17 protein-coding genes are annotated in these 23,980 nt (G+C 61.0%); 13 read left to right on the forward strand and 4 right to left on the reverse strand.

Going from position 1 to position 23,980, the window contains the following annotated elements; all coding sequences use genetic code 11:
* Positions 1–111: 111 nt before the first annotated feature.
* Entirely contained in the window at positions 112–2,253 is a 2,142-nt protein-coding gene (locus IEW17_RS03745; RefSeq protein ID WP_188560687.1) for a molybdopterin oxidoreductase family protein, read from the forward strand.
* Between the two features lie 39 nt (positions 2,254–2,292).
* On the opposite strand, the gene IEW17_RS03750 is transcribed toward IEW17_RS03745, so the two are convergent.
* The 4 genes from IEW17_RS03750 to IEW17_RS03765 form a co-directional block, all read right to left on the reverse strand.
* Positions 2,293–3,066, reverse strand: a complete 774-nt coding sequence (locus tag IEW17_RS03750) for a phosphatase PAP2 family protein (RefSeq protein WP_229748794.1) — start codon at positions 3,064–3,066, stop codon at positions 2,293–2,295.
* A gap of 198 nt (positions 3,067–3,264) precedes the next feature.
* Positions 3,265–6,432: an efflux RND transporter permease subunit gene (locus IEW17_RS03755; RefSeq protein ID WP_188560689.1), complete on the reverse strand. Its 3,168-nt coding sequence runs from the start codon at positions 6,430–6,432 to the stop codon at positions 3,265–3,267.
* 138 nt (positions 6,433–6,570) lie between these two features.
* Entirely contained in the window at positions 6,571–7,515 is a 945-nt protein-coding gene (locus IEW17_RS03760; RefSeq protein ID WP_188560690.1) for an HlyD family efflux transporter periplasmic adaptor subunit, read from the reverse strand.
* Between the two features lie 49 nt (positions 7,516–7,564).
* Positions 7,565–8,902 (reverse strand): TolC family protein, encoded by a 1,338-nt coding sequence (locus tag IEW17_RS03765; protein ID WP_229748795.1) that lies wholly within the window; start codon positions 8,900–8,902, stop codon positions 7,565–7,567.
* 194 nt (positions 8,903–9,096) lie between these two features.
* On the opposite strand from IEW17_RS03765, the gene IEW17_RS03770 reads away from it, so the two are divergent.
* The 12 genes from IEW17_RS03770 to preA all read left to right on the forward strand — a co-directional run bounded on the left by IEW17_RS03770 (position 9,097) and on the right by preA (position 23,814).
* A complete protein-coding gene (locus tag IEW17_RS03770) occupies positions 9,097–9,774 on the forward strand; it encodes a response regulator transcription factor (protein ID WP_188560692.1) in 678 nt (225 codons plus the stop codon).
* Positions 9,775–9,874: 100 nt separating this feature from the next.
* Positions 9,875–11,191, forward strand: a complete 1,317-nt coding sequence (locus IEW17_RS03775) for a sensor histidine kinase (RefSeq protein ID WP_188560693.1) — start codon at positions 9,875–9,877, stop codon at positions 11,189–11,191.
* Between the two features lie 58 nt (positions 11,192–11,249).
* Positions 11,250–11,687: a PepSY-like domain-containing protein gene (locus IEW17_RS03780; RefSeq protein WP_188560694.1), complete on the forward strand. Its 438-nt coding sequence runs from the start codon at positions 11,250–11,252 to the stop codon at positions 11,685–11,687.
* Positions 11,688–11,816: 129 nt separating this feature from the next.
* A complete protein-coding gene (locus IEW17_RS03785) occupies positions 11,817–12,317 on the forward strand; it encodes a DUF6799 domain-containing protein (RefSeq protein WP_188560695.1) in 501 nt (166 codons plus the stop codon).
* A gap of 70 nt (positions 12,318–12,387) precedes the next feature.
* The gene (locus IEW17_RS03790; RefSeq protein ID WP_188560696.1) at positions 12,388–14,421 is read left to right on the forward strand and encodes a WG repeat-containing protein; all 2,034 of its coding nucleotides are present in this window, start codon (positions 12,388–12,390) and stop codon (positions 14,419–14,421) included.
* A 204-nt stretch (positions 14,422–14,625) separates the two neighbouring features.
* On the forward strand, positions 14,626–16,098 hold the full coding sequence (locus IEW17_RS03795; protein WP_229748796.1) for a CoA-acylating methylmalonate-semialdehyde dehydrogenase: 1,473 nt from the start codon (positions 14,626–14,628) through the stop codon (positions 16,096–16,098).
* 131 nt (positions 16,099–16,229) lie between these two features.
* Positions 16,230–16,526: a GIY-YIG nuclease family protein gene (locus IEW17_RS03800; RefSeq protein ID WP_229748797.1), complete on the forward strand. Its 297-nt coding sequence runs from the start codon at positions 16,230–16,232 to the stop codon at positions 16,524–16,526.
* A gap of 72 nt (positions 16,527–16,598) precedes the next feature.
* A complete protein-coding gene (locus IEW17_RS03805; RefSeq protein ID WP_188560698.1) occupies positions 16,599–17,951 on the forward strand; it encodes an aminotransferase class III-fold pyridoxal phosphate-dependent enzyme in 1,353 nt (450 codons plus the stop codon).
* 227 nt (positions 17,952–18,178) lie between these two features.
* Positions 18,179–19,552: a dihydropyrimidinase gene (hydA, locus tag IEW17_RS03810; protein WP_188560699.1), complete on the forward strand. Its 1,374-nt coding sequence runs from the start codon at positions 18,179–18,181 to the stop codon at positions 19,550–19,552.
* 180 nt (positions 19,553–19,732) lie between these two features.
* Positions 19,733–20,599 (forward strand): nitrilase-related carbon-nitrogen hydrolase, encoded by an 867-nt coding sequence (locus IEW17_RS03815; RefSeq protein WP_188560700.1) that lies wholly within the window; start codon positions 19,733–19,735, stop codon positions 20,597–20,599.
* Between the two features lie 167 nt (positions 20,600–20,766).
* A complete protein-coding gene (locus IEW17_RS03820; RefSeq protein WP_188560701.1) occupies positions 20,767–22,092 on the forward strand; it encodes an FAD-dependent oxidoreductase in 1,326 nt (441 codons plus the stop codon).
* A gap of 333 nt (positions 22,093–22,425) precedes the next feature.
* Positions 22,426–23,814: an NAD-dependent dihydropyrimidine dehydrogenase subunit PreA gene (gene preA, locus IEW17_RS03825; protein ID WP_188560702.1), complete on the forward strand. Its 1,389-nt coding sequence runs from the start codon at positions 22,426–22,428 to the stop codon at positions 23,812–23,814.
* Positions 23,815–23,980: the final 166 nt, after the last annotated feature.

A 23,980-nucleotide genomic window follows, 5' to 3' on the forward strand; every position in this document is an offset into this window, starting at 1 on the left:
GAGATTGCGCGCAACGTTGCGTTAGTCAAATCAAAAAGCTCGACCATGCTGGCCGGTGCAGTTTCCCCGCTACCTTCCCGAGTCCAACCCTTTTCGCACCCACTACCCGCTATGCCCGCCGAAACTCACTACCGCGCCTGCAACCTCTGCGAAGCCATTTGCGGCCTCGAAATCAAGCACGAAAACGGCCAGGTCCTGAGCATCACCGGCGATGCGCAGGACCCCTTCAGCCGAGGCCATATTTGCCCCAAAGCCGTGGGTCTGAAGGATATTTACGAAGACCCCAACCGCCTGCGCCGCCCGCTCAAGCGCACGGCTACCGGCTGGGAAGAAATCAGCTGGGACACGGCGCTGGACGAAGTGGCCGCCGGCCTGCGCCAGCAGCGCGCCGCGCACGGCCCGCACGCCACGGCCTGGTACGCCGGCAACCCCAGCGTGCACAACTCCGGCACGCAGCTGGCCGCGCCCGGCTTCTTGCGGGCACTGGGGTCGCGCAGCTTGTTCTCGGCCTCCTCCGTCGACCAGCTGCCGCACCACTTCGCCGCTTGGCAGCTCTACGGCCACCCACTGCTGCTGCCCGTGCCCGACCTCGACCGCACCGACCACTGGCTGATACTGGGCGGAAACCCGCTGGTTTCCAACGGCAGCCTGATGACCGCGCCTGACGTATCCAACCGCCTGAAAGCCATTCAGGCCCGTGGCGGCAAGGTGGTCGTCGTCGACCCGCGCCGTACCGAAACCGCCGCCCGCGCCGATGCCCACCACTTCATTCGGCCCGGCACCGACGTGTTTCTGCTGCTGGCCATGACGCAGGTTTTGTACGCCGAAAACCTGGTCAATCCCGGCCGCCTGGCCGAGTTTACCGATGGGCTCGCGGAGCTGGGCGCGGCCGTGGCCGGGTTCACGCCCGAGCACGTCAGCGGCATTACCGGGATTGCGCCGGCCGAAATCCGCACGTTGGCGCGGGAGCTGGCCGGGGCCGGGCGCGGCGTGGTATACGGCCGGGTAGGGGTGTCGGTGCAGGCGTTCGGTGGGCTGTGCCTGTGGCTGATAAATGCCCTGAACCTGCTTACGGGGCACCTGGACGAGCCGGGCGGCTACATGTTTGCCACGCCCGCGCTGGACATTCTCGGCAAGCCCGGGCCCTACACGAAATACGACCGGTACCGCAGCCGGGTGCGCCAAGCACCCGAATTCATGGGGGAACTGCCCGTGGCTTGCCTGGCCGAAGAAATGCTCACGCCCGGCCCCGGCCAGCTCCGCGCCCTGGTCACGAGCTGCGGCAACCCCGTGCTGTCTACCCCCAACGGCCCGCAGCTGGAAACCGCGCTGGCCGGCCTCGATTTCATGGTGTCAATTGACATTTACCTCAACGAAACCACGCGCCACGCCCACTACATCCTGCCGCCCGCCACTGGTTTGGAAACCGCGCACTACGACGTGAGCTTTCATGCCCTGGCCATTCGCAACACCAGCCGCTACTCCGAGCCGCTGTTCGACAAAGGCCCGGCGGCGCGCTACGATTGGGAGATTTTCGAAGAGCTGCGCCTGCGCCTCGAAGCCGGCGATGCTGCCGCCGCCACCATCGCGCCGCCCCTGGAAAACCCCGAAGCCAAGCTGGACCTGGGCCTGCGCTACGGAGCCTACGGGCGTGCCGGCCTCTCGCTGGAGAAGCTGCGCGCGAATCCCCACGGCATCGACCTCGGCCCGCTGCTTCCGCGCCTGCCCGCCAGCCTGCGCACGGCTACTCAACGCATCAACCTGGCCGCCCCGCTTTTTCTCGCCGACCTGGGCCGGGCCCGCCGCGTTCTCGCCGCCGGGCCCCCGGTAGCGGAGGGCCAGCTATTGCTCATCAGTCGCCGGGAGCTGCGCTCGAATAACTCGTGGATGCACAACCTGCCCCGCCTCATCAAAGGCCGCAACCGCTGCACCCTGCACATCAATCCCGCTGATGCCGCCGCCCACCAACTCGCCGATGGCCAGCCGGTGCGCATCCGCTCCCGCGTGGGAGCCGTGGAGCTGCCCGTGGAAATTACGGCCACCGTCATGCCGGGCGTGGTTTGCCTGCCGCACGGCTACGGCCACCACCGCCCCGGCACGCGCCAGGACGTAGCCCAGGCCCATGCTGGCGTCAGCATCAACGACCTGACGGACGACAGCCGGCTGGATGAGCTGACCGGCAATGCCGCGCTGTCGGGCGTGCCGGTTTGGCTGGAAAAACCGGGAATCGGTGATAATCAAACTTCTGAATGAAAACCTGATATTCAACAGGTTACCGGTTTGGGGTCGTCCTTAGTGCGACGGCCGCCAGCTGATGGTCATGCCGGGGGTACCGTTGCCAAAATACGCCGGGGACATGCCCACGTCGCGCCCGATGGGCTTGCGGCCCCAGCGGTTGCGGTGGCTGAGGTAGGCCAGGTGGGCCGATAAAATGCCGAAGCCCGCGCCGGCCACTACGTCGCTCTGCCAGTGCTTGTCGTTAATCATCCGCAGGGCCGCCACGCTGGTCGCAATGGTGTAGGCGCCCACGCCGTACCACTGGCTTTTGTCCCGAAACTCGGTGTGGACGATGCTGGCCGCCAGAAACGCCTGCGCCGTGTGGCCCGAGGGAAACGACAGGGCATCGGAGCCGTTGGGGCGGGTTTCGCCGCTCAGGTATTTCACGGCGTAGGTGGAGGCCAGCATGATGGCCTCGCCTTTGGCAATGATAAGCAGCGTATTGATGCGGTCATCGCGCGACTCCACGCCGGCTATCGCCACGGCCGCCAGCTCGAAATAAGGGGCAATAATCAGCGTGTTGTCGAAGCCCGAACTGACCGGCCGAAATTGTTTCTGCGTGAACTCCCTGGCACTTTGGTTGATGCCCGCATTACCCTGGGCAGTGATGGCGCCGTAGGTCAGAAGCACCGCCGGAATAGCCACGGCCCTGAATACCTTGCTCTTGTACCAGGGCGCTTTCACCAGGGCGGGAATGCCGCCGGGGTTTTCGTATTTTTTGGTGGTATCGGTTGGGGTCGGCCTCACCTGGGCGTAGGCGGGGCTGAGGCTGCCAGCCAGGACTAGCAAGGCAGCAAAACGGGTAACTAAAAACGTGCGCATGAAAGTACCGGCAGTGGGCGATGAGGAGTTGAAAAATGAGGGAAGTAGCGTCAGTGCGCGGCAGAAATGCAAACGCGGCGTTAACTCAATCAAAACGCAATAACCCGTTGATTTCGAAAATACAAGCAAGTAACCTGGTGCGTCGAAAATAGGTTAGGACCCCGGCTAAGCGGCGGCAATTGGAGCATTTGTACCGCGGTAAGCCAAGCGCAGCAAGCTGGGCAACACCACCAGCAGGAGTGGCAGCGCCAATAGTAGCCCACCAATCACGGCAATGGCCAGGGGCTGGTGCAGCTGCGCGCCCGCCCCAATGCCCAGCGCCAGCGGCAGTAGCGCCGCAATAGCCGCCAGGGCCGTCATCAGCTTGGGCCGAATTCGGGCCGCGATGGCGTAGCCCACCGCCTGCTCCACGGGCCGCCCTTCGCCCAGTATTTCGAAGAACTGCTGGAAGGTGAAAATGGCATTCTCACCGATGATGCCGACCACCATAATCAGGCCGGTGTAGGAGCCCACGTTCAGCGGCGTATCGGTCAGAAACAACGCCAGGCTGCCGCCCGCCGGCCCCAGCACGGCCACCAGCAAAATCAGCCCCGCCGCCTTCAGGTCCCGGAACAGGAACAGCGCCACCGCAAACACCAGCAGGCAGGCCGCGCCCAAAATGGTGAGCAGCTCCTGAAACGACTGCTGCTGCTCGGCATACGAGCCGCCGTATTGGATGAAATAGCCGGGCGGCAGCGGCACTTCCTGGGCCAGCTTCTGGCGGATTTCGCTCATGGCCCCGCCCAGGTCGCGGCCGTCGAGGCGGGCCGTCACGGCCGTCATGGCTTGCAGGTTTTCCCGTTCCAGCTCGGCGTCGCCGGTGCTCACCGTCACGGTGGCCAGCTCGTCGAGGCGGCGGCGCTGGCCGTTGGGTAGGAAAATAGGTTGGGCCCGCAACTGGGTGAGCGTGGCCTGGGCGGCGTTGGGGTAGCGCATCCGGATGTTCAGCAGCTGTTCGCCTTCGAGCACCGAACCGGCGGTGGTGCCGGCCAGTTGGGTTTGGAGCTGGGTCTGAAAATCGGTGGCGGTGAGGCCGTACTGGGCCAGCCGGCGCGGGTCGGGCCGCACCCCCACGGCAGGGCCCATGCGCACAATGCCGTCGAACACATCGGCCGTGCCGGCCACTTTTTCCACCACCGCGGTCACTTGGTTGGCCAGGGCGTAGCGTTTGGTCGCATCGGGACCAAATACCTTGATTTCGATGGGCTGCACGGTGCTCATCAGGTCGCCGAGCATGTCGCCGATAACCTGGCCGAAGTCGATGGTGAGCGCCGGCTGGGTGGCTTCAATGCGCTGGCGGATATCAGAAATTACGTCCTCGGTGCTGCGCTCGCGGTCGGTTTTCAGCCGAATGAGGTAGTCGCCGCTGTTGGGCTCGGTTATGAAAAAACCCATCTGGGTGCCGGTGCGCCGCGAATAGCTGGCTACTTCCGGGACTTTCACGATGAGCTTTTCGGCCTGGCGCAGCATCCGGTCGGTTTCTTCCAGGCTGGTGCCGGGGGGCGAGTTGTAGTCGAGCACGATGGCCCCTTCGTCCATATCGGGCAGGAAGCCGGTGGCCAGGCGCGGAATGATGAGCACCATGCTGCCAATGAGCACCAGAATGCCGATGATGGAGTAGGCCGGGTGGCGGATGACGGCCCGCACCCAGGGGATTTCGTGGTGGGCGGGTTTGTCGCCCACCATGTCAACCTCACCCCCTGACCCCCTCTCCAAAAAAGAGGGGGCACCGGTTTTCCCTTCTGTGGAATTGTTCGGCTCCCCCTCTTTTTTGGAGAGGGGGCTGGGGGGTGAGGTTGCGCCGGTGGGCGATTTCTTCCGCCGACTCAACAGCAGATAAATAACCGGCAGCCCCAGCCAGGCTACAAAAAACGAGCACACCAGCGCCACTACCATCGTGGTAGCCAGTACCTTGAAATATGCCCCCGCCACGCCGCCCAGCAGCGCAAACGGCAGAAAAATCACAATCGTACTTAATGATGACCCAATAAGCGCCGGCAGCAAGTGGCCCACCGAGCGACGCACCACCTCACCGGGCGAGGCCTCGGGGTGTTCTTCGCCCACGCGGTGCAGCTGCTCCACCATCACCACGGCGTCGTCAATCATGAGGCCGATGGCCGCGGCGATGGCCCCCAGCGTCATGATGTTGAAGGAGTAGCCCAGCCCGAAATAGAGCACCGCGATGGTGAGCGCCAGCGCCACCGGAATTGCTCCCAGAATGGTAAGCGTGGCTCGCACCGAGCGCAGAAACAACGCCGTGACCACCAGTGCCAGCGCCAGCCCAATCCACAGCGCATCTTCTACCGACCGCACCACTTCGGACACAAAATCGGCCTGGTCATAATAAGGAGCCAGGCGCACGCCGCGCGGCAGGCCGGCCCGCAGCGCGGCCACCTTGGCCCGCACGCCGTCGGAAACGAGCACCACGTTGGCATCGGGCTGGCGCAGGATGGAGATGAGCACGGCATCGGAGCCGTTGGCGTTGATGCGGGTGTACTCGGGCTGCTCGCCCAGGGCCACGGTGGCCACGTCGGCGAGGCGCACGATGCGGCGGCCGTCGTTGCGGAGCACGATGTTCTCAAGGTCCTCCTTTTGCAGAATCGTGGCATCCGTCACCGTCAGGTAGAGGCGGCGGTAGTCGCTGAGGTAGCCGTTACTCTGCACGAAATTGGTGGCGGAGAGGGCTTTGGTGATGTCGTCGGGGCCGAGGGCGAGGGCCGCCAGCTGGTCGGGCAGCAGCTGCACCTGGTATTCCTTGGTGCGCCCGCCCTGGATTTGCACCGACGACACGCCATCGACCTGCGACAAAAACGGCTTGATGGTGTACAGCGCCAGCTTGCGCAATTCCAGGGCGGAGCGGCCGGGGGCTTCCAGCGTGTAGCCCATCACCGGCAGAATGGCCGGGTTCATGCGTTCCACCGTGATTTGCACGTTGGGCGGCAGGTCGGCCCGAATCTGGTTCAGGCGCGATTCAATCAGGGTTTGGCTGGTGGCCACATTCACGCCCCAGTCCAGAAACGCGGAGATTTCGCAGGAGCCCCGGCTGGTGGTCGAGCGCAGCAGTTTCAGCCCCGGCACCCGCTTAATGGCATCTTCCATGGGCTTAGTCACGGTCACCATCATGCGGTCGACGGGCTCCAGGCCGTTTTCGGCAATCACCTTCACCTTCGGAAACGTCACCTCTGGAAACAGGGCCACGTTGATGCGCCGGTAGGCCACCGTGCCTAAGGCCAGGGCCAGGGCCAGCAGCACCGCAATGGGCGCTTTGTAGGCTTGAAAAAGGGAGGGACGCATAAACTAATTGAAGCAAAATTTCACGCAGGGTCCCGCAGTGTCAAATCGCGGTGTTGCGCGGTGTCGTTCAGCGGTTCACTGCGGGACCCTGCGATTTTAACACCGCGGGACCCTGCGAGAAAGCTTAACAAAAGGGTATTATCGGTTCACCTTCACGGCGGCAGTGTCATCGAGCCCGAAGTTGCCGCTGAACAGAACTTTGTCGGCGGCCGAAAAGTGGGGCTGTTTGATTTCGATGCGGTCTTTTTCCTCCTTGCCCACCGTCACCGGCACCTTCACGGCGGTGGAGTCATTAAGCAGGCGCATGACCCAGAATTCAGTCTGGGTTTCATCCGTCAGCACGGCGCTGCGGGGCAGGGTGCTGGCCAGGTGCGGCGCGGTGCGGTTGATTTCGACCTGCACCGTCAGGTTTTCGGGTAAATCGGGCACGGGGCCCACGGGCCGGATGGTGTAGCGCTGGGTCTGAATGCTGACGTCGGCGGTGGGCAGTACCTCGGCCACGCGGCCGGCCAGCTCGCGGCCATCGGGCAGGAAAATGCGGCAGCTTTGGCCGGTGTGCACGTAGCGCAGTTGCGTCACGGGCACATCGAGGATGAAGCCAAAACGGCTTTTGTCGTAGGTTAGGCCGAGCTGTTCGCCGTCCTGCACGTAATCGCCGGCCAGCTTATCCACCGTGGCCAGGATGCCGCTCCGGGCCGATGTTATCCGGATGATGCCGCTGAACCGCAGGCGCGGGTCGCCGGTGAGCTTGTCCAGGTGCAGGGTTTTCGACTCTTTGGTTTGAATGGTGAACACCGTTTGGCCGGCGCGCACCAGCTGGCCCACCACGGGCGTGGGCGGCAGCACGTAGCCGGTAGTAGTAGCCCGCAGCGCGTCTTTAGCCGGGAAGACCGACACCGCGCTCAGGCGCAGCACGTCGGTCAGCGTATCAGTTTGCACGGTGCCAACGGTGACCAGCGCCCGGGGCTTCACCACGGCCTCCTCACCGTCGGCAGGCACGGCCGCTTCACCGGCGGGGTCTTTCGGGCTACAGGCGCTGAGGGCCAGAAAGGAAGTGAGAAAGCAAAGGCGAATAGGAGTCATGAAATTGATGAGGAAGGAAAAGCCCGGCGAGTTGCGTACGCATAAAAAATTACTGCTCCGCCAAATAATCCAGCGCAAACCGGCTGCGCAGCCGGTCCGTCTCGGCCTGCGTCAGGCTGAATTGCAAGGTGCGGTAGCTGGTCACCAGGTTCAGGTAATCGAGGATGGCCACGTCGCCGGTGGCCAGCTGCTGGCGGGCGGCCCCCACCAGCGCATCGGCCACCCGCACCTGCTCCCGAATGCGCGCCAGCAGCGCGTCAGCAGCCCGAATCAGGCCTTCGAGCTGCTCGTACTGCTGCCGCCGCTGCACCGTGATAAACTGCCGGTAGCCGCGCCGGCTTTGCTCGCTCAGCGCCAGGCGCTGGTACTGCAGCTGGCGCTGGTGGCCGTCGAAAACGGGCACCGCAACTTGCAACCCGCCCCCAATGCCCACGCTGCGCGCTAGCGCAATAGGCAGGTACGACGATGACTGCAGGCCCGCATCGAGCACGGCGCTCACCTTGGGCCGGTAGGCCGCGTCCACCGCGCGGCGGTCCAGCAGCAGGCGCAGGCTGTCGAGGGTGTACTGGCGCTGGCTGGGCGCCAGCAGGCCGGCCAGCGGGCGGTGCGCGGGTGGGGTAGGGGTTTCGAGCGCAATCAGGGCCGTGTCGGCCACGCCGGCCAGGGCGCGCAGGGTGCCCAGCTCGCGCCGGTAGGCCAGCCGGTTTTGCTCCACCGTCACTTCCTGGGTGCGCACCGATAGGTAGAAGCTCAGGTATTGGGTCTGCTTGAAAATGCCGGCATTCACCAACTTACGCAACTGCTCGTCCTGTAGGCGCAGCTGGTTGAGCAGCGTGCGGCTAAATTTCAGCTGGCTCTCGGCCGCGTAGGCATTCAGAAACTGGTCGGTGATGCTGCGGCGCACGTCGAGGCCGGTGAGGCGGCCGGTGTTGCGCAGCACCTGGCCTTGGTTGGCCAGAATCTGGTAGTCGTTTTGCAGCTGAAACCGGTTGAGAATGGGCTTGGTGGCCTGGGCAATGGCGGCGTAGTTGCCGCCATTGGTCACGGCGTTGTCGTAGCCCACCACGCTCTCGCCCTTGCTATTGGTGATGGACGGGTAGTAGAGCGCCGACCCGATGCCGCTCACCTGCACGCCGTTTTGGCGGGCGCGCACCAGGCTGTCAATCCGATTTTGGCGGACTTGGTTGTCGGTTTCGCGCAGTAGCGGGCTGTTTTGGCGGGCCACCAGCAGGAAGTCGTCGAGGCGGCGGGGGCTGGCGGGCGCGGCGGCTACGGCCGGCGCGGGCGTGAGCACCCGTGGCGTTTGGGCGCGGGCCCGGCCCGCGGCCAGCGCCAGCAGCCCAACTCCAAGGGCGGTAATAAGTGGACGGACTAGGCGAACAGGCAACGGACTAATATGGATGATGAGCGCCACAAAGCTGCGGAGCAATTCTGAAGAAAATTGGGCTGGCACCTAATCCGAGGCATTGGCGAGTAGGCCTTATTGGGCTACGTGGTAGCGAATACGCGCTTACCGGCAGAAAGTCTTCAGACTTTTATCCGTTCTTCGCGCCGGGCCTTTGCCAAACCGGTCCCCGCCCCATGAAAATACTGCTTGTCGAAGACGAAACGGCCCTGCGGACGGTCTTGCTTGGCTCGCTGAAGCAGGCGGGCTACGTGGTGGAAGAAGCCGCCGATTTTGCCCAGGCCCAGGAAAAAATCATGCTTTATCAGTACGACTGCGTGCTGCTCGACCTGACCCTGCCCGATGGCACCGGCCTCGACCTGCTGCGCAGCCTGAAGGCGGCGGGCTCGGCGGCCGGGGTGCTCATTATCACGGCCCGCGACGCGCTCGACGACAAAATCGCCGGCCTCGACCTCGGGGCCGACGACTACCTCATCAAGCCGTTTCACCTCTCCGAGCTGAATGCCCGGCTGCGCGCCATTATCCGTCGGCGGCAGTTCAACGGCCACCAGCAAATCGTGTTTCGCGACCTGCTGGTGTTGCCCGAACTGGCCGAAGTGCACGTGCACGGCGAGCCCCTCACCCTCACCAGGAAAGAATACGACCTGCTGCTCTACCTGCTGGCCAACCCCGGCCGCGTGCTCACCAAGGAAGCCATTGCCGAGCACCTTTGCGGCGATGCCGTGGACAGTGCCGACTCGTTCGACTTTATTTACACCCACCTCAAAAACCTGCGCCGCAAGATGCAGGAAAAAGGAGCCGATAATTACATCAGCACCATGTACGGAGTTGGTTATAAGCTGAATAACGGATAAGATGCACATTGAACAACGGGCTTCCCTGGTAACCTTAGATATGAGGGGGAAACGGAGTTTCCGGCCCGGCTACCTTTTGGTTATCCCTTCGCGATTATAAATGAAGCTGCTCGCCACCACCACGCGCTATTACCTGCTGCTTGCCGCCGCAATGTTTGTGATAGGCAGCGTAGGGCTGTATGTGGGGGTCGACCGCACCCTGCGCCACGAGGTAAAAGAGCAGCTGCTGGCCCGCCAGCTGGAGCTGACCGCCAAGGCTCGGGCCAACCAGCTGCCGCCCGTGGCGCTGCTGCAGCTGGTGCTGCCCATCAGCCGCCGGCCCCAGCCCCTGGGCTTCCGCGATACGCTGCTGCTGGATGAGCAGGAGGGCGAGCTGGTGCCGCACCAGCAGCTCACCTTCGTGCTGCAAACGGCGGGCGAGGGCCCGGTGTGGGTCACGCTCCGCAAATCGTTGGTGGAGGCCAAGGACCTGCTTTTTGTGGTGCTGAGCGTGATGCTGGGCGTGTTGGCGCTGCTGCTGACGGGCGGGGTACTGCTCAACCGCTGGCTGTCGGGCCGCCTCTGGGCCCCGTTTCGGCACACGCTGGCCGCGCTGCGCCGCTACGATTTGCACCAGCACCAACCCCTGCAGCTGCCCACGCCCGCCATCACCGAGTTTGCCGAGCTGAACCACGCGCTGGAACACCTCAGCCAGCGGTTGGTGGCCGACTACGAGAGCCTGCGCGAGTTCACGGCCAACGCCGCGCACGAAACCCAAACCCCGCTGGCCATTATGCAGGCGCAGTTGGAGCAGCTGCTCCAGCTGCCCGTCCTGGCCGAGGACCCCGCCGCTGCCCCGCTCGTGGCCGACCTCTACGGCGCGACCCTGCGGCTCTCGCGCCTGCACCAGGCCCTTAGCCTGCTCAGCAAAATTGAGAATCGCCAGTTTGACGCCACCAAGCCCGTGCGCCTCGACCAGCTTCTGGCCGAGAAGGTGGCGCAGTTTGAGCCGTTGTTTGAGGCCCGCGAATTGCGCTACGGCCTCGACATTGCCCGCGCGCCCATCGTGGTGCACATGCACCCCGGCCTGGCCGACTCGCTGCTGCAAAACCTGCTGCAAAATGCCGTGAAGCACAACGTGAGCGGCGGCAACATCAGCATCAGCCTCACGCCGCAGGCGCTGAAAATCAGCAATACCGGGCCCGCCGTGAGCGGCGACCCGGCGCGGTTCTTCGAGCGTTTCCGCAAGCACAGCGCCGCTTCCGAGTCGCCGGGCCTGGGCCTGAGCATCGTGCAGCACATCTGCGGCTACTACGGCTTTGGAGTCACCTACTCGCTGGCGGAAGCGGGCACCTGCCACACGCTGCACGTCCGGCTGGCTCCGGTAGTAGCCTCGCCCGTAAAAAAGCCTCAGCAGGTTCTGCAGCCCACAGATTAGCCACAGAAAGCCCGTATACATTCTGTTCGAAACTCACCTTTTTAACTTCGACAATCAAATGAAAACTGCATTTCTGACCCTTGTGGCGGCCCTGCTGCTGACCGGCGCGGCCTACGCGCAAAAAGTGAAAGCTGCCCAAGTACCGGCTGAGGCCGTCGCCACCTTCAAAAAGACTTTCCCCACCGTGAAAACGGTGCAATGGGAAAAAGAAGGGGCTGATTTCGAAGCCGGTTTCAACCTGGGCAAAACCGAGATGTCGGCCGTATTCACCGCCGTTGGCGTCCTCAAAGAAACGGAAACGGAAATGGCCGTGAGCCAGCTCCCTGCGCCCGTGCAAAAGGCGCTGGCTGCCAACTACAAGGCCTTTAAAATCACGGAAGCTGCCAAAATTGTCGCGGCGGCCACCGGCCTCACCACTCATGAGGCGGAAGTGGCCCAGGGCGGCAAGCACCGCGATGTGCTATTCAACGCCGACGGCACCGAAGCCAGGAAGTAGCCGCGGGCCCTTGTGCGCCGGTGCTTGGCAGCGAGCGCAAAAAAAATAGCCGGAATTGGCAGCCTGGCGTTGTATTTGACGTATGAGGAGCGGCACTGTGGGGAAACCTACGGTGCCGCTTTTTTCTTTATGTCTATTTTTACCATGCGAATCCGCATTTTCTGGGCCATCAGCTTGCTGCTAGCCACCACCCAGTTGGTACTGGCCCAGCAAGCCCCCAACAACGACGGTTTTCAGCGTCGCAACGGCCAGATGCAGGTGCTGCGCAACGGCCAAAGCCGCCCCATGACCCGCGATGCGCACCTGCCTACGGGTTTCACCGTCACCAAGGACGGCTTCGTGGTGAGCCCCACCGGCCAGCGCACCGAGCTGCGCGAAGGCCAGGGCTGCGACCTGCGCGGCCGGCCGGTAGCCGTGCAGGCCACCGCCGACGGCCGCCTGGCGCTGGCCTCGCCCGCCAGTTCGCGCCCAGTGGCTCCGGACGCGGTGGGTGATTCCCGGTCGTCGCGCACGCTGCTGCAGGCCATGTTTGGAGATTCTGATGACGACGAGGACAACGGTTTTTTCAAGCGTAAAAAGTATAAGAAGAACCACGGCAAAGGCCACGGCCGTTGGAAAGGCGACGACTAGCGTAGCTACCCGATTCGCACCTGAAATACCGGCCGCCGTCAGGCTTGGCTTCCTTGAGTTTTAAGAAAATATGGTTTATAGTTTTACTGCCTCACCTTTTGCCGATGCGGCCCAGGCCACTCAGTTTGCGGCCGTGGAAGCCGTTTTGCGGGCCGCTGCCGACACCGACGCGCTGCTCCTCGGCAACTTGGTGCTGACCGATGACACTGCGCCCATCGACGCCGTGCTGGTGTGCCCGCACAGCATCACCCTGCTGGTGCTGGTGCCACGGGGCGGCCGGCTGAGCATACCGGCTCTGGGCTACGGCAGCTGGCAGCTCAACGGGCTGCCGCTGCCCGGGCACGAGGACTTTGATAATCCCTACGAGCAGGTAGCCCAGCAGAAAGGGGCGCTGCAAAGCTGGTTGAGCCGGCGCTTTGGCCCCGAGCAGGCCAACCTGCAGTTTCTGACCAGCTTGGTACTATTTGGTGCGCCGGTGGTTTCTGCGCCCGATGTGGAGGTTGCCCTCAGCAGCGCCACGGCCGGCTTTCAGCTGCTGAGCGACCCTGCCGAGCTGCCCCGCCGCCTCGGGCAGCTGGCCTCGCCCGAAATCGACCTGACCACCGAAGACCTGGCCGAATGGGCCGCCGAGTGGACCGCCTTCGCGGCGCAACCGTCGGCCCCTGTTACCCTGCCGATGGACAGCGCGACCACGACTGCCGCCGCCGCTGATAATGCCAGTGGCTTTCTGGGGAAGCAGGCGCGGGCTATCTGGGGCTGGCTTGGGGCTGCCGATGTGCCCGACGACGACCTGCCCTACGGATATGGCACCACCGACGTAGCTGCCCGCAACGAGGAAAAACAACAGCTCGAACAGCTGCGCCAGCAAATGCAAGCCGACCTGCGCCAGCAGCTGCAAGCCTTGGAGGCCCGCGAAGCCGAGCGGGAGCGCAGTATTGGTCAGCTGCGGGCCGAGTTGGCTCAGGCCCCTACGGTAGCTTCCGAAGCCACCGCGCTGGTATCCCGGCTCTCCGCCGAAACCCGTGCGAAAGCCGCTTTGGAAGCTGAAATGGAGGCTTCCAAGGCCGAATCAGCGGCGCGGAACCAGGAGCTGGATGGTAAGATTCAGCAACTTAATCAACTCATCGACCAACTCAGTGCCCGTTCGGTGCCTGTGGTTTCACCGACCGTAGCCGGGCCGGCGGCTCAGGGTGCGCCCATTATTGCGCCTCCTGTTGGTATACCATCCGTGACTGGCCCCGTACTTCCGGCCGCGCCCAGCATTGGGGCCGTTGTTGCAGCGCCGCCCGTGGCTCGTTTTATACCCTCAGCGCCGTCCCACGCGGCGGTACCAGCAGCGGCGGCGGCGAGCTCCGTTGCTACCGGTACCCCGTGGCACTTCGAGTGGCCGCCGCAGCTCCGGCAACTAGGGCAGCGGGCGCTGCTGCTGCCCCGGGCTGGGCTGCTGGCGGCTGGAGTTGGCGCGCTGGCTTTGGCCGTACTGCTCTTTGCCCGAAGCGGAAACGACGCCCCCGTGCCGTTTCAGGAAAACGGGCGCTGGGGCTACGCCGATGCCAGCGGTAAGCCGGTGGTGGCCGCGCAGTACGCGGCCGCCAACCCGTTTCTGGCGGGCCAGGCCGTGGTGGCTAAGGACGGGGCCTACGGCTTTGTGAATGAGGAAGGCAAGGAAGTAGTGCCCTTGGCTTACGACGCGTTGAACCCGTACGCGGGCGGTTTTGCCCGGGCCCGCGTGGGCGATGCCTACACGTTTATCGACGAGAAAGGACAGGAATTCGACCACTATTACTTCAATGCCCTGGACTTTGCCGAAGGCCACGCCGCCGTGCTCGACCACCGGGGCTGGTACTACATCAGCGGCTCTGCTGAGCCGGCAACCGCGCCGCTCATCTTCGACGAAGCCTATTCCTTCACCGACGGGCTGGCCCGTGTGAAGCTGCGGGACGGCTACACCTACATCACCTCTGATTACCTGACCGACTCCAGCAGTGGCAGCAAGCCATTTGGGCGCTACACCCTGGCCACAGATTTTGCCGACGGCAAAGCCCGGGTCACGCAGGACGGCCGCAGCTTCACCATCGATAATGACGGGGATGAGGTGAAGTAAACTCTATTTGAAATCGCTACTTTTCAGGCGCTAAAAAACAACCTCCCGTTGTTCTTTAGCGCCTTGTTATTTTGGGGGTAGTCGGCGCGCAAATTGCTGGCCAGCCGCTCCCTGCGATGAAATGTTTTTTAGCGAAATCGATTGCGGGATTGCATCAATTCCCGCAAAAATCTTAGCTTGCATCCCGCCTAACATTATGGTAACATGGAAGTCCAAACCTTGAAGTATCCGGCCATTCGCAACTACGTGGCCGGCCATTCGGTAGATAATGCCTCCACGGTCACCATGGACGTGTTCAGCCCGCTCAATGGGCAATTGATTTCCACGCTTCCCCTGAGCAACGCCGCCGCGCTCGATGCCGCCGTGCAAGCGGCTAAAGCGGCCTATCCCGCGTGGGCGGCCACCCCGATAAAGGAGCGAGTCCAGATTTTTTACCGCTACAAAACGCTGCTGGAGCGCGACATGACGGCCCTGGCCGACCTGGTGCGCGAGGAAAATGGCAAGACCTACGACGAGGCCCGCGCCGAAGTGGAGAAAGCCATCGAGCTGACCGAATTTGCCTGCTCCCTGCCGCAGCTTATTCAGGGCGAATTTCTGGAAGTGAGCAAGGGCGTGGAGGCCCGCGCCGAGCGCAAGCCGCTGGGCGTGGTGGCCAGCATTGCCCCGTTCAATTTCCCCAACATGGTGCCCCACTGGACTATTCCGAACGCCATTGTGCTGGGCAATACCATGATTCTGAAGCCCTCGGAACAAGTTCCCCTGAGCGCCATCAAAATCGCCGAGCTGCTGAAAGAAGCCGGCCTGCCCGATGGCGTGCTGAACGTGGTGAATGGCGACCGCGAAATCGTGGAAGCCATCTGCGACCACTCCGATATCCAGGCCGTGAGCTTCGTGGGCTCCACCAAAATCGCCAAAACGGTGTACATCCGTGCTACCAGTAACCTGAAGCGTTGCGTGGCCCTCGGCGGGGCCAAAAACCACCTGATGGTACTGCCCGACGCCCACCCTGAGATGACAGCCTCAAACGTGGCGGCCAGTATGTCGGGCTGCGCGGGCCAGCGCTGCATGGCCGGTTCTACCATGGTAGGAGTGGGGGCGGTAGATGGCATCGTGGCCAAAATTGTGGAAGAAGCCCGCAAGATTGTGGCCGGCCAGAACCTCGGCTCCGTCATCAGCAAAGAAGCCAAGGAGCGCATTGAACAGCACATCACCGAAGCCGAAGCCGCCGGTGCCAAAGTCCTGCTCGACGGTCGCCACGCCGTGGTGCCCGGTCACGAAGACGGCTATTATGTAGGCGCAACAGTAATCGACTTCGTGACTCCCGACATGCGCATTGCGCAGGAGGAAGTATTCGGCCCGGTGCTCGCCATCATGCGCACCAACACCCTGGACGAGGCCCTGGCTATCGAAAACGCCAATCCTTATGGTAATGCCGCCGCTGTATTCACCAGCAGCGGCAGCAGCGCCCGCTACGTGATGGACCACGCCAACGCCGGCATGATTGGCATAAATATCGGCGTGCCCGTGCCCCGCGAGCCCTTCTCCTTCGGCGGCTGGGGCGATTCGAAGTTTGGTGCCTGCGACATCACCGGCAAAAGCTCGATTGAATTCTGGACGCAGCTGAAGAAGACCACTACCAAGTGGAATCCCGAGTCGCGAGTGAACTGGATGAGCTAAAACGTTTATAAAAGGCCGTCATGCCGAGCGCAGCCGAGGCATCTCGCGTGCGGCAGTAATCCAATCGTCAAACGATGCGAGCGAGATGCCTCGGCTGCGCTCGGCATGACGTTCTTTTTCGTTCTTCCGCTGTGAGTTTCTACGTCTATATTCTCACCAATCCTGCCCGTACCGTGCTTTACACCCGCGTAACCAACAATCTTGAGCGCCGGCTACATGAGCACAGTCAGGGCTTGGGCGAAGCCGGAAAATTCACAGGTTGCTACCAATGCAATCTGCTTATCTATTTCGAAATTAGTGCTGATGCCAAGCAAGCAATTACGCGGGAAAAGCAGATTAAAAACTGGGCGCGGGTAAAAAAGGAATTTCTTATCAATACGCTTAATCCCAGCTGGAAACCAATAGATTTACAAACCTGGAGCGGCTAGTATTGTCCCTCACGATTGCTCGCGAGATGCCTCGGCTGCGCTCGGCATGACGTTCAAATAGAACCAACGACAATGGAAACCACCTTCGCCACCGATAAAGACCAAATCCTGCACGACAACCTCGACCACACACTTTTCTCGTGGTCGAAGCAAACGGGCCTGAATCCCATCAACGCCGAGCGCGCCGAAGGCGTGTACGTGTACGACCGCGACGGCAAGCGCTACATTGATTTCTCGTCGCAGCTGATGAACGTGAATATCGGCCACGGCGACCAGCGCGTGACCGAAGCCGTAGCTGCCCAGATGCGCGAGCTTAGCTACGTGTACCCCGGCATGATTACTAAAACCCGCGGCGATTTGGGTAAGAAATTAGCCGAAATCACCGCGCCCAACCTCACCAAAGCCTTTTTTACGCTGGGCGGGGCCGAGGCCATTGAAAACGCCATCAAGCTGGCGCGGGTGTATACTGGCCGTCATAAGATTGTGACGCTGTACCTCTCGTTTCACGGGGCCAGCTACGGGGCAATGAGCGCCGGTGGCGACCCCCGCCGCTTTGCCGTCGACAGCCAGGCTATGCCGGGTGTGGTGCACGTCGAAAACCCGTATTCCTACCGCTGCCCCTGGTACTCCGACTCGCCCGAGCAGTGCGCCCAACGCGCCGCCGATGCTATGGAGCGCATCATCGGCTACGAAAATCCGGGCAGCGTGGCCGCCATCATCATGGAAGGCGAGTCGGGTACGTCGGGCTGCATCAAGTACCCGCCCGGCTACTGGACGCGCATCCGCGAAATCTGCGACCGGCATGGCATCTTGCTGGTGGCCGATGAGGTAATGAGCGGTTTTGGCCGCACTGGCAAGTGGTTCGGCTCCGACCACCACAACGTCAAAATCGACATCATGTGCATGGCCAAGGGCATCACCGCCGGCTACCTGCCCTTGGGCGCGGTAATGGTGGACGAGAAAATCGCCAAATCGTTCGACGACAAACCCCTGCCGCTCGGCCTCACGTACTCGGCGCACCCCGTGTCCTGCGCCGCCGCCGTGGCCGTGCTCGACATTTATGAAGAAGACAACCTGCTGGAAAACACGGTGGAAATGGGCCAGTACATGGACCAGCAAGTGGCCCAGCTTATGCGCCACCACCCCAGCATCGGCGACTGGCGCAACACCGGTCTGTTCGGCTGCCTGGAGCTGGTGAAAAACCGCGCCACCAAAGAGCCCATGGCCCCCTGGAATGCCACCAACGACCAAATGGCCGTGATGAACCAGGTGGCCGCCAAAATCCGCGAGCTGGGCATGTACACTTTCGTGCGCTGGAGCTATATTTTTATCTGCCCGCCGCTGACCATCACCAAAGACGAAATTGACGAAGGCTTGGCCATCATTTCCGAGGCGCTGGAAATTGCGGACGCTGCTTGTCACTAAGGTCTATAAAAACCTAGACCTGGCGCGAGTTTAGCGAAGCGTAACTCGTGACCAGCTATGACGTGGCGGCTGTGCCGCCACTGCCGCGACAGCGGCAATCGAAGGTCAGCCCAGCTAATTTCCAGCCTGCACAAGTACCAGCGTTCTGATGCGAGGCGCAGCCTCGCCCGAATAAATAACACGAGTTACGCTTCGCTAAACTCGCGCCAGTAAACTGCTTAAGCACCATGTCCATCCTTCTGAAAAACGGCCGCGTAGTTACCGCCGATTCGGACGCCGTCTGTGATATCCTTATTGAGGGCGAATCCATCGTCTCCATCGGTCGCAACTTAGCAGCTGATGGGGCGGAGGTTATCGACTGCACCGGCAAAATCATCGTGCCCGGCGGCATCGACCCGCACGTGCATTTGGAAATGCCGTTCATGGGTACTTTCAGCAGCGACACCTACGAAACCGGCACCCGCGCCGCCCTGCACGGCGGCACTACCATGGTCATCGATTTTATTCTGCAAAAGCAGGGCAATTCGCTGCGGGCTGCTTTTGAGGAGTGGAGCGGCCGCGCCACCGGCAACGCCGTGGGCGACTACAGTTTCCACATGGCTGTCACGGATTTCAACTCAAATACGAAGGAAGAAATCAAGGAAATGATTGATGAAGGCATTACTTCCTTCAAGACTTTCATGGCCTACAAGGGCGCGCTCATGATTGACGACGCGCAGATGGTGGGCCTGATGCAGGAGGTGAAAAAGCACGGTGGCCTCGTGACGGCCCACGCCACCAACGGCGACATGATTGACACACTTATCGCCCAGCACCGGGCGCAGGGCAAGCTTACGCCGCTCTACCACTACCTCTCGCAGCCCGAAGTGACCGAAGCCGAGGCCTCGGGCCGCTTCGCCGATATCGCCAACTACACGGGCGTGAATGCCTACATCGTGCACCTCACCTGCGAGGGCGCCCTCAACCAGGTGCGCCGCGCCACCGAGCGCAATCAGCGCGTGCTGGTCGAAACCTGCATTCAGTATCTGCTACTCGACGCGCGGCTGTATGAAGACGAGGCCAACGGCGCGAAGGTGGTGATGTCGCCCCCGTTGCGTGAGAAAAAGGACCAGGCCACGCTCTGGGCCGGGCTAAACCAGGGCCTGGTCAACGTGGTGGGTACCGACCATTGCCCTTTTATGTGGGAGCAGAAGCTGCTGGGCAAGGACGATTTCTCGAAAATTCCCAACGGCCATCCTGCCGTGGAGCACCGCATGGAACTACTGTTTTCGGAAGGCGTAAACAAAGGTAAAATCACGCTTCAGAAATTCGTAGAAGTAACTTCTACCAACGCCGCGAAAATCTTCGGCATGTTCCCCCGCAAAGGCACCATCAGCATCGGGGCCGATGCGGACTTGGTAATTCTTGACCCTAATAAAAAGCACACTATTTCGGCCAGCACGCACCACATGAATTGCGATTACTCGGCCTATGAAGGATGGGCGCTAACTGGTAAGATTGAGACGGTGCTGCTACGTGGAAAAGTGGCCGTAGATGCCGGAGAAGCCAAAGTTTCGAAAGGCTACGGGCAATTTATTCGGCGCGGCAAGCCAAACATTTAGCACGAATAAAGAACGCATCAATGAGAATGTCATTCCGAGCGTAGCCGAGGAATCTCGCGTGTGGTAGTAAATCAATTATTAGCTACGCTGACCTACGGTTCAACGATGCGAGCGAGATTCCTCGGCTACGCTCGGAATGACGTTCTAATTCACATACTCCCTCTTCAACCCTTCCACCAGATGTCCAGAATAATTAAATCCGGCCTCATTCAGATGAGCCTGCCGATGACCGAAGGCGAAGGCACGATTGCCGAAATCATGGAAGCTATGGTGCAAAAGCACATTCCGCTGATTGAGGAGGCCGGCCGCCAGGGCGTGCAAATCCTGTGTTTGCAGGAGATTTTTAACACCCCGTATTTCTGTCCCGGCCAGGATAAGGCGTGGTACGCCTCGGCTGAATCGGTGCCCGGCCCGACCACTGAGCGCATGGCCGAATACGCCAAGAAATACAACATGGTGATGATTGTGCCCGTGTACGAGCGCGAGTCGGCGGGCTTTCTTTACAACACGGCCGCCGTGATTGATGCCGACGGCACCTACCTCGGCAAATACCGTAAAAACCATATTCCGCATACCTCCGGTTTTTGGGAGAAATTCTTCTTCAAGCCCGGCAACCTGGGCTACCCCGTGTTCCAAACCAAATACGCCAAAGTAGGCGTGTACATCTGCTACGACCGCCACTTCCCCGATGGTGCCCGCGTGCTGGGCCTGAACGGGGCCGAAATCGTGTACAATCCTTCGGCTACCGTGGCCGGCCTTTCGCAGTACCTCTGGAAACTCGAGCAGCCTGCGCACGCGGCGGCCAACGGCTATTTCATGGGTTGCATCAACCGGGTGGGCGTGGAGAAGCCCTGGAACCTGGGCAAGTTCTACGGCACGTCCTATTTCGTGGACCCGCGCGGCCAAATTATCGCGCAGGCCAGCGAGGATAACGACGAACTATTGGTGGCCGAATTCGACCTCGACATGATTGAAGAAGTGCGCAATACCTGGCAGTTCTTCCGCGACCGCCGCCCGGAAACCTACGAGAAACTGGTGGAGCTGTAGAGTCCATTCCGCATGATAGGCCGTCATGCCGAGCGTAGCCGAGGCATCTGGCGTGCAGCAGTAATTCAATCGTTGCAAAAACAATGATTAGTAGTGGCACGCGAGATGCCTCGGCTACGCTCGGCATGACGTTCTGAGTTTTTTAAAATCCTGAATTATTCCGTCCAATGGCTGAATTTTCTACTCCCACCACCGAACAGCAATTCGCAGAGAATTTCGCGCAATTGAAGCCGGTGATGAACCGCACCGAGGCGCTTTATGAAAGTTCGCGCTGCCTGTTTTGCTTCGATGCGCCGTGCATCAAGGCGTGCCCGTCGGGGATTGATATTCCGCAGTTTATTCGGCAGATTAATTCCGGTAACGATACCGGTGCGGCACGCACTATTTACGCGGCTAATTATTTCGGTAACGTCTGCGGCAAAGTATGCCCTACAGAGGTGCTGTGTGAAGGTGCCTGCGTGTATAATTTGCAGGAAGTGAAGCCAATTGAGATTGGCCGCCTGCAAAGCTTTGCCACAACTAAGGTGATTAAGAGCGGAGAAAAGCTGTTCGGGCCGGGTGTGGCTAATGGAAAAAGTGTGGCCGTAATTGGCGCGGGACCGGCTGGTATTTCGGCGGCCTGTGAGCTGCGCTCACTGGGGTACGAAGTGGATGTTTTTGAAGCCAAAGCGCAGCCTTCGGGTCTGACAATATATGGCGTAGCACCGTACAAGATAACGAACGAGGAAACGTTGGCGGAAATGGCCTATTTGCAATCGCAATTTGGCTATAATGTGCATTTCAATTCTGCTATTTCTTCGCGGAATGAATTAGCGAAGCTGGAAGAAAAATACGGCGCTATTTTTCTGGGAATTGGCTTGGGTAAAACCAATGAATTGGGCTTGCCGGGCGAGAATAAAATTAATTGCACCGGGGCAGTTGAATTTATCTCGGAGTTGCGCCAGCATCATCATGAAGTAGTGGTAGGCCGCAAGGTGATTGTACTGGGTGGCGGCAACACTGCAATGGACGCCGCTTCGGAATCGTCGCGGCTCGGGGCAGACCATGTGATTCTGGCCTACCGGCGCGGCAAGGAGGAAATGGGTGCGTATGATTTCGAGTATGACTTAGCCAAAGGCGTGGGAGTGAAGGGATTATTTAACGTAGCGCCAATCGAAATTATGGGCAATAGTTGTGTTTCCGGTGTGAAATTTATTCGCACGGCGACCACCGATGGCAAAGTGCATGAAATTGCCGGCTCCGAATTCATCGAGCCCTGCGACATGGTCATAAAGGCCACCGGCCAGGCCAAGCAAACCGAATTCCTGAGCCTGATTCCGGGCCTGGCGCTGGACGGTAAGGGTCGTATTACCGCCAATGCGCACACCGGGCAGACGACTAACCCCCAATACTTTGCATCTGGCGATGCCTGGAATGGCGGCGCGGAAGTGGTGAATGCGACGGCCGAAGCCAAGCTGACGGCGCGTGGCATTCACGCTTACTTGAGTAAGTAGGTAAGTAGACCAATTTTTTTCAACAAAAACGCACGTCATGCTCATCTAGCGTCCGCGTAGCCGAAGCACCTCGCGTGTGGTAGTAAGTAGTCGCGCACAAGTAACCGTAGTCAACCAAAAAGAACGTCATTCCGAGCTTGCCGAGGAATCTCGCCGGAGTCATCCGCGCCGCCTACTGGCGCGGGCGAGATTCCTCGGCAAGCTCGGAATGACGTTCTTCTTTATCCGGTTACTTGTGCGTGGGCACTTAAATAAATCGTTCAACGACGTGAGCCAGATGCTTCGACTGCGCGGACGCTAGATGAGCATGACGTTTTATTAGTAATAACTTCCATGCCTGACCTTTCCATCAATTTCGCCGGCATTAAATCGCCGAATCCTTTCTGGCTGGCTTCGGCTCCGCCCACCAATTCCGGCTACCAGGTGATGAAGGCCTTCGATGCTGGCTGGGGCGGCGCGGTGTGGAAGACGTTGGGCGTGCCCGTCGTGAACGTATCGAGCCGCTACGGCGGGGTGAATTACCGTGACAAGCGCCTAATCGGTTTTAATAATATTGAGCTGATTTCGGACCGCCCGTTGGCCGATAACCTGCGCGAGATTGAGGAAGTGAAAAAGCGGTTTCCCAACCACGCCGTCATTGCCTCGCTTATGGTGCAAACCCGGCAGGAGTGGCACGACATTGTGCGCCAAAGCCAGGATGCGGGCGCCGATGGCTTCGAGCTGAACTTTGGCTGCCCGCACGGCATGTGCGAGCGCGGCATGGGCTCGGCGGTGGGGCAGGAGCCCAAGGTGCTGCAGATGATTGTGGAATGGGTGATGGAGGTGGCCACCAAGCCCGTGATTGTGAAGCTCACGCCTAATATTTCCGATATCACAGAACCCGCTTTGGCGGCGCGGCGCGGTGGGGCCAATGCCATTTCGCTCATCAACACGATTCAGAGCATCGTGGGCGTCGATTTAGACCTGTTTGCCCCGTACCCGATTGTGGACGGCAAGGGCAGCAATGGCGGCTACTGCGGCCCGGCCGTGAAGCCCATTGCCCTGAACATGGTGAAAAACTGCGCCCAGCACCCCGATATAAAGATGCCCATTTCGGGCATCGGTGGCATTGAGAACTGGCGCGACGCGGTGGAGCACATTCTACTGGGCGCGAGCTCAGTGCAGGTGTGCACGGCGGCCATGCACTTTGGCTTCGGCATCATCCGGGAAATGACTTCCGGCTTGGAGCAGTACATGGTGGAAAAGGGCTTCAATACCATCTACGACATGGTGGGCAAGGCGCTGCCCAACGTGCTGCACTGGGAAGACCTCAACATGAAGTACAAGGTGACGGCCAATATCCACGCCGAAAAGTGCATAGGCTGCCAGCTCTGCTACACGGCCTGCGAAGACGGTGCTCACCAAGCCATTAAGCTGAATGCAGGCACCCGCGTTCCCGAAATTATCGAGGAAAACTGCGTGGGCTGCAACCTGTGCTCGCTGGTATGCCCCGTGGAGCAGTGCATCACGATGGACCGCACCGACGACGGCACCCAGCACCTCACCTGGAAGGAGCGCATCGCCGCCGGCACTGCGCCCACCGAGTTCAATGACGAGCGTGCCGGTGGCCGCCACCACTGGGTACCCGTGCCCAGCGCCGCGCTCGGCAAGGAGCGCCACAAAACGCTGCCTGGCACGGCCCGGGTAATTAACGGCGAAACGGTGGTGCCGACGGAGGCATAAGCAATTGGCGCACAAAGCACCTATACTCGTGACGAAGTAGTCGGCGAGAACGGTGTAGCCAAGAGTCGCGTCGCTACACCCGTCAGTCAAATTTCGCATTCTACTTCGCAAGGAGTATCGTAACCTGATGCGCCCCGATTCAGAGGTTGACGTCACGTCAGATGCG

This window comes from Hymenobacter frigidus (genome assembly GCF_014640435.1).
GTDB classification, from domain to species: Bacteria; Bacteroidota; Bacteroidia; order Cytophagales; family Hymenobacteraceae; genus Hymenobacter; species Hymenobacter frigidus.

Coding starts and splice junctions, on each gene's coding strand:
- IEW17_RS03745 (WP_188560687.1), top strand. CDS start 112: ATGCCCGCCGAAACTCACTACCGCGCCTGCAACCTCTGCGAAGCCATT.
- IEW17_RS03755 (WP_188560689.1), bottom strand. CDS start 6,432: ATGCGTCCCTCCCTTTTTCAAGCCTACAAAGCGCCCATTGCGGTGCTG.
- IEW17_RS03760 (WP_188560690.1), bottom strand. CDS start 7,515: ATGACTCCTATTCGCCTTTGCTTTCTCACTTCCTTTCTGGCCCTCAGC.
- IEW17_RS03770 (WP_188560692.1), top strand. CDS start 9,097: ATGAAAATACTGCTTGTCGAAGACGAAACGGCCCTGCGGACGGTCTTG.
- IEW17_RS03775 (WP_188560693.1), top strand. CDS start 9,875: ATGAAGCTGCTCGCCACCACCACGCGCTATTACCTGCTGCTTGCCGCC.
- IEW17_RS03780 (WP_188560694.1), top strand. CDS start 11,250: ATGAAAACTGCATTTCTGACCCTTGTGGCGGCCCTGCTGCTGACCGGC.
- IEW17_RS03785 (WP_188560695.1), top strand. CDS start 11,817: ATGTCTATTTTTACCATGCGAATCCGCATTTTCTGGGCCATCAGCTTG.
- IEW17_RS03790 (WP_188560696.1), top strand. CDS start 12,388: ATGGTTTATAGTTTTACTGCCTCACCTTTTGCCGATGCGGCCCAGGCC.
- IEW17_RS03795 (WP_229748796.1), top strand. CDS start 14,626: ATGGAAGTCCAAACCTTGAAGTATCCGGCCATTCGCAACTACGTGGCC.
- IEW17_RS03805 (WP_188560698.1), top strand. CDS start 16,599: ATGGAAACCACCTTCGCCACCGATAAAGACCAAATCCTGCACGACAAC.
- hydA (WP_188560699.1), top strand. CDS start 18,179: ATGTCCATCCTTCTGAAAAACGGCCGCGTAGTTACCGCCGATTCGGAC.
- IEW17_RS03815 (WP_188560700.1), top strand. CDS start 19,733: ATGTCCAGAATAATTAAATCCGGCCTCATTCAGATGAGCCTGCCGATG.
- IEW17_RS03820 (WP_188560701.1), top strand. CDS start 20,767: ATGGCTGAATTTTCTACTCCCACCACCGAACAGCAATTCGCAGAGAAT.
- preA (WP_188560702.1), top strand. CDS start 22,426: ATGCCTGACCTTTCCATCAATTTCGCCGGCATTAAATCGCCGAATCCT.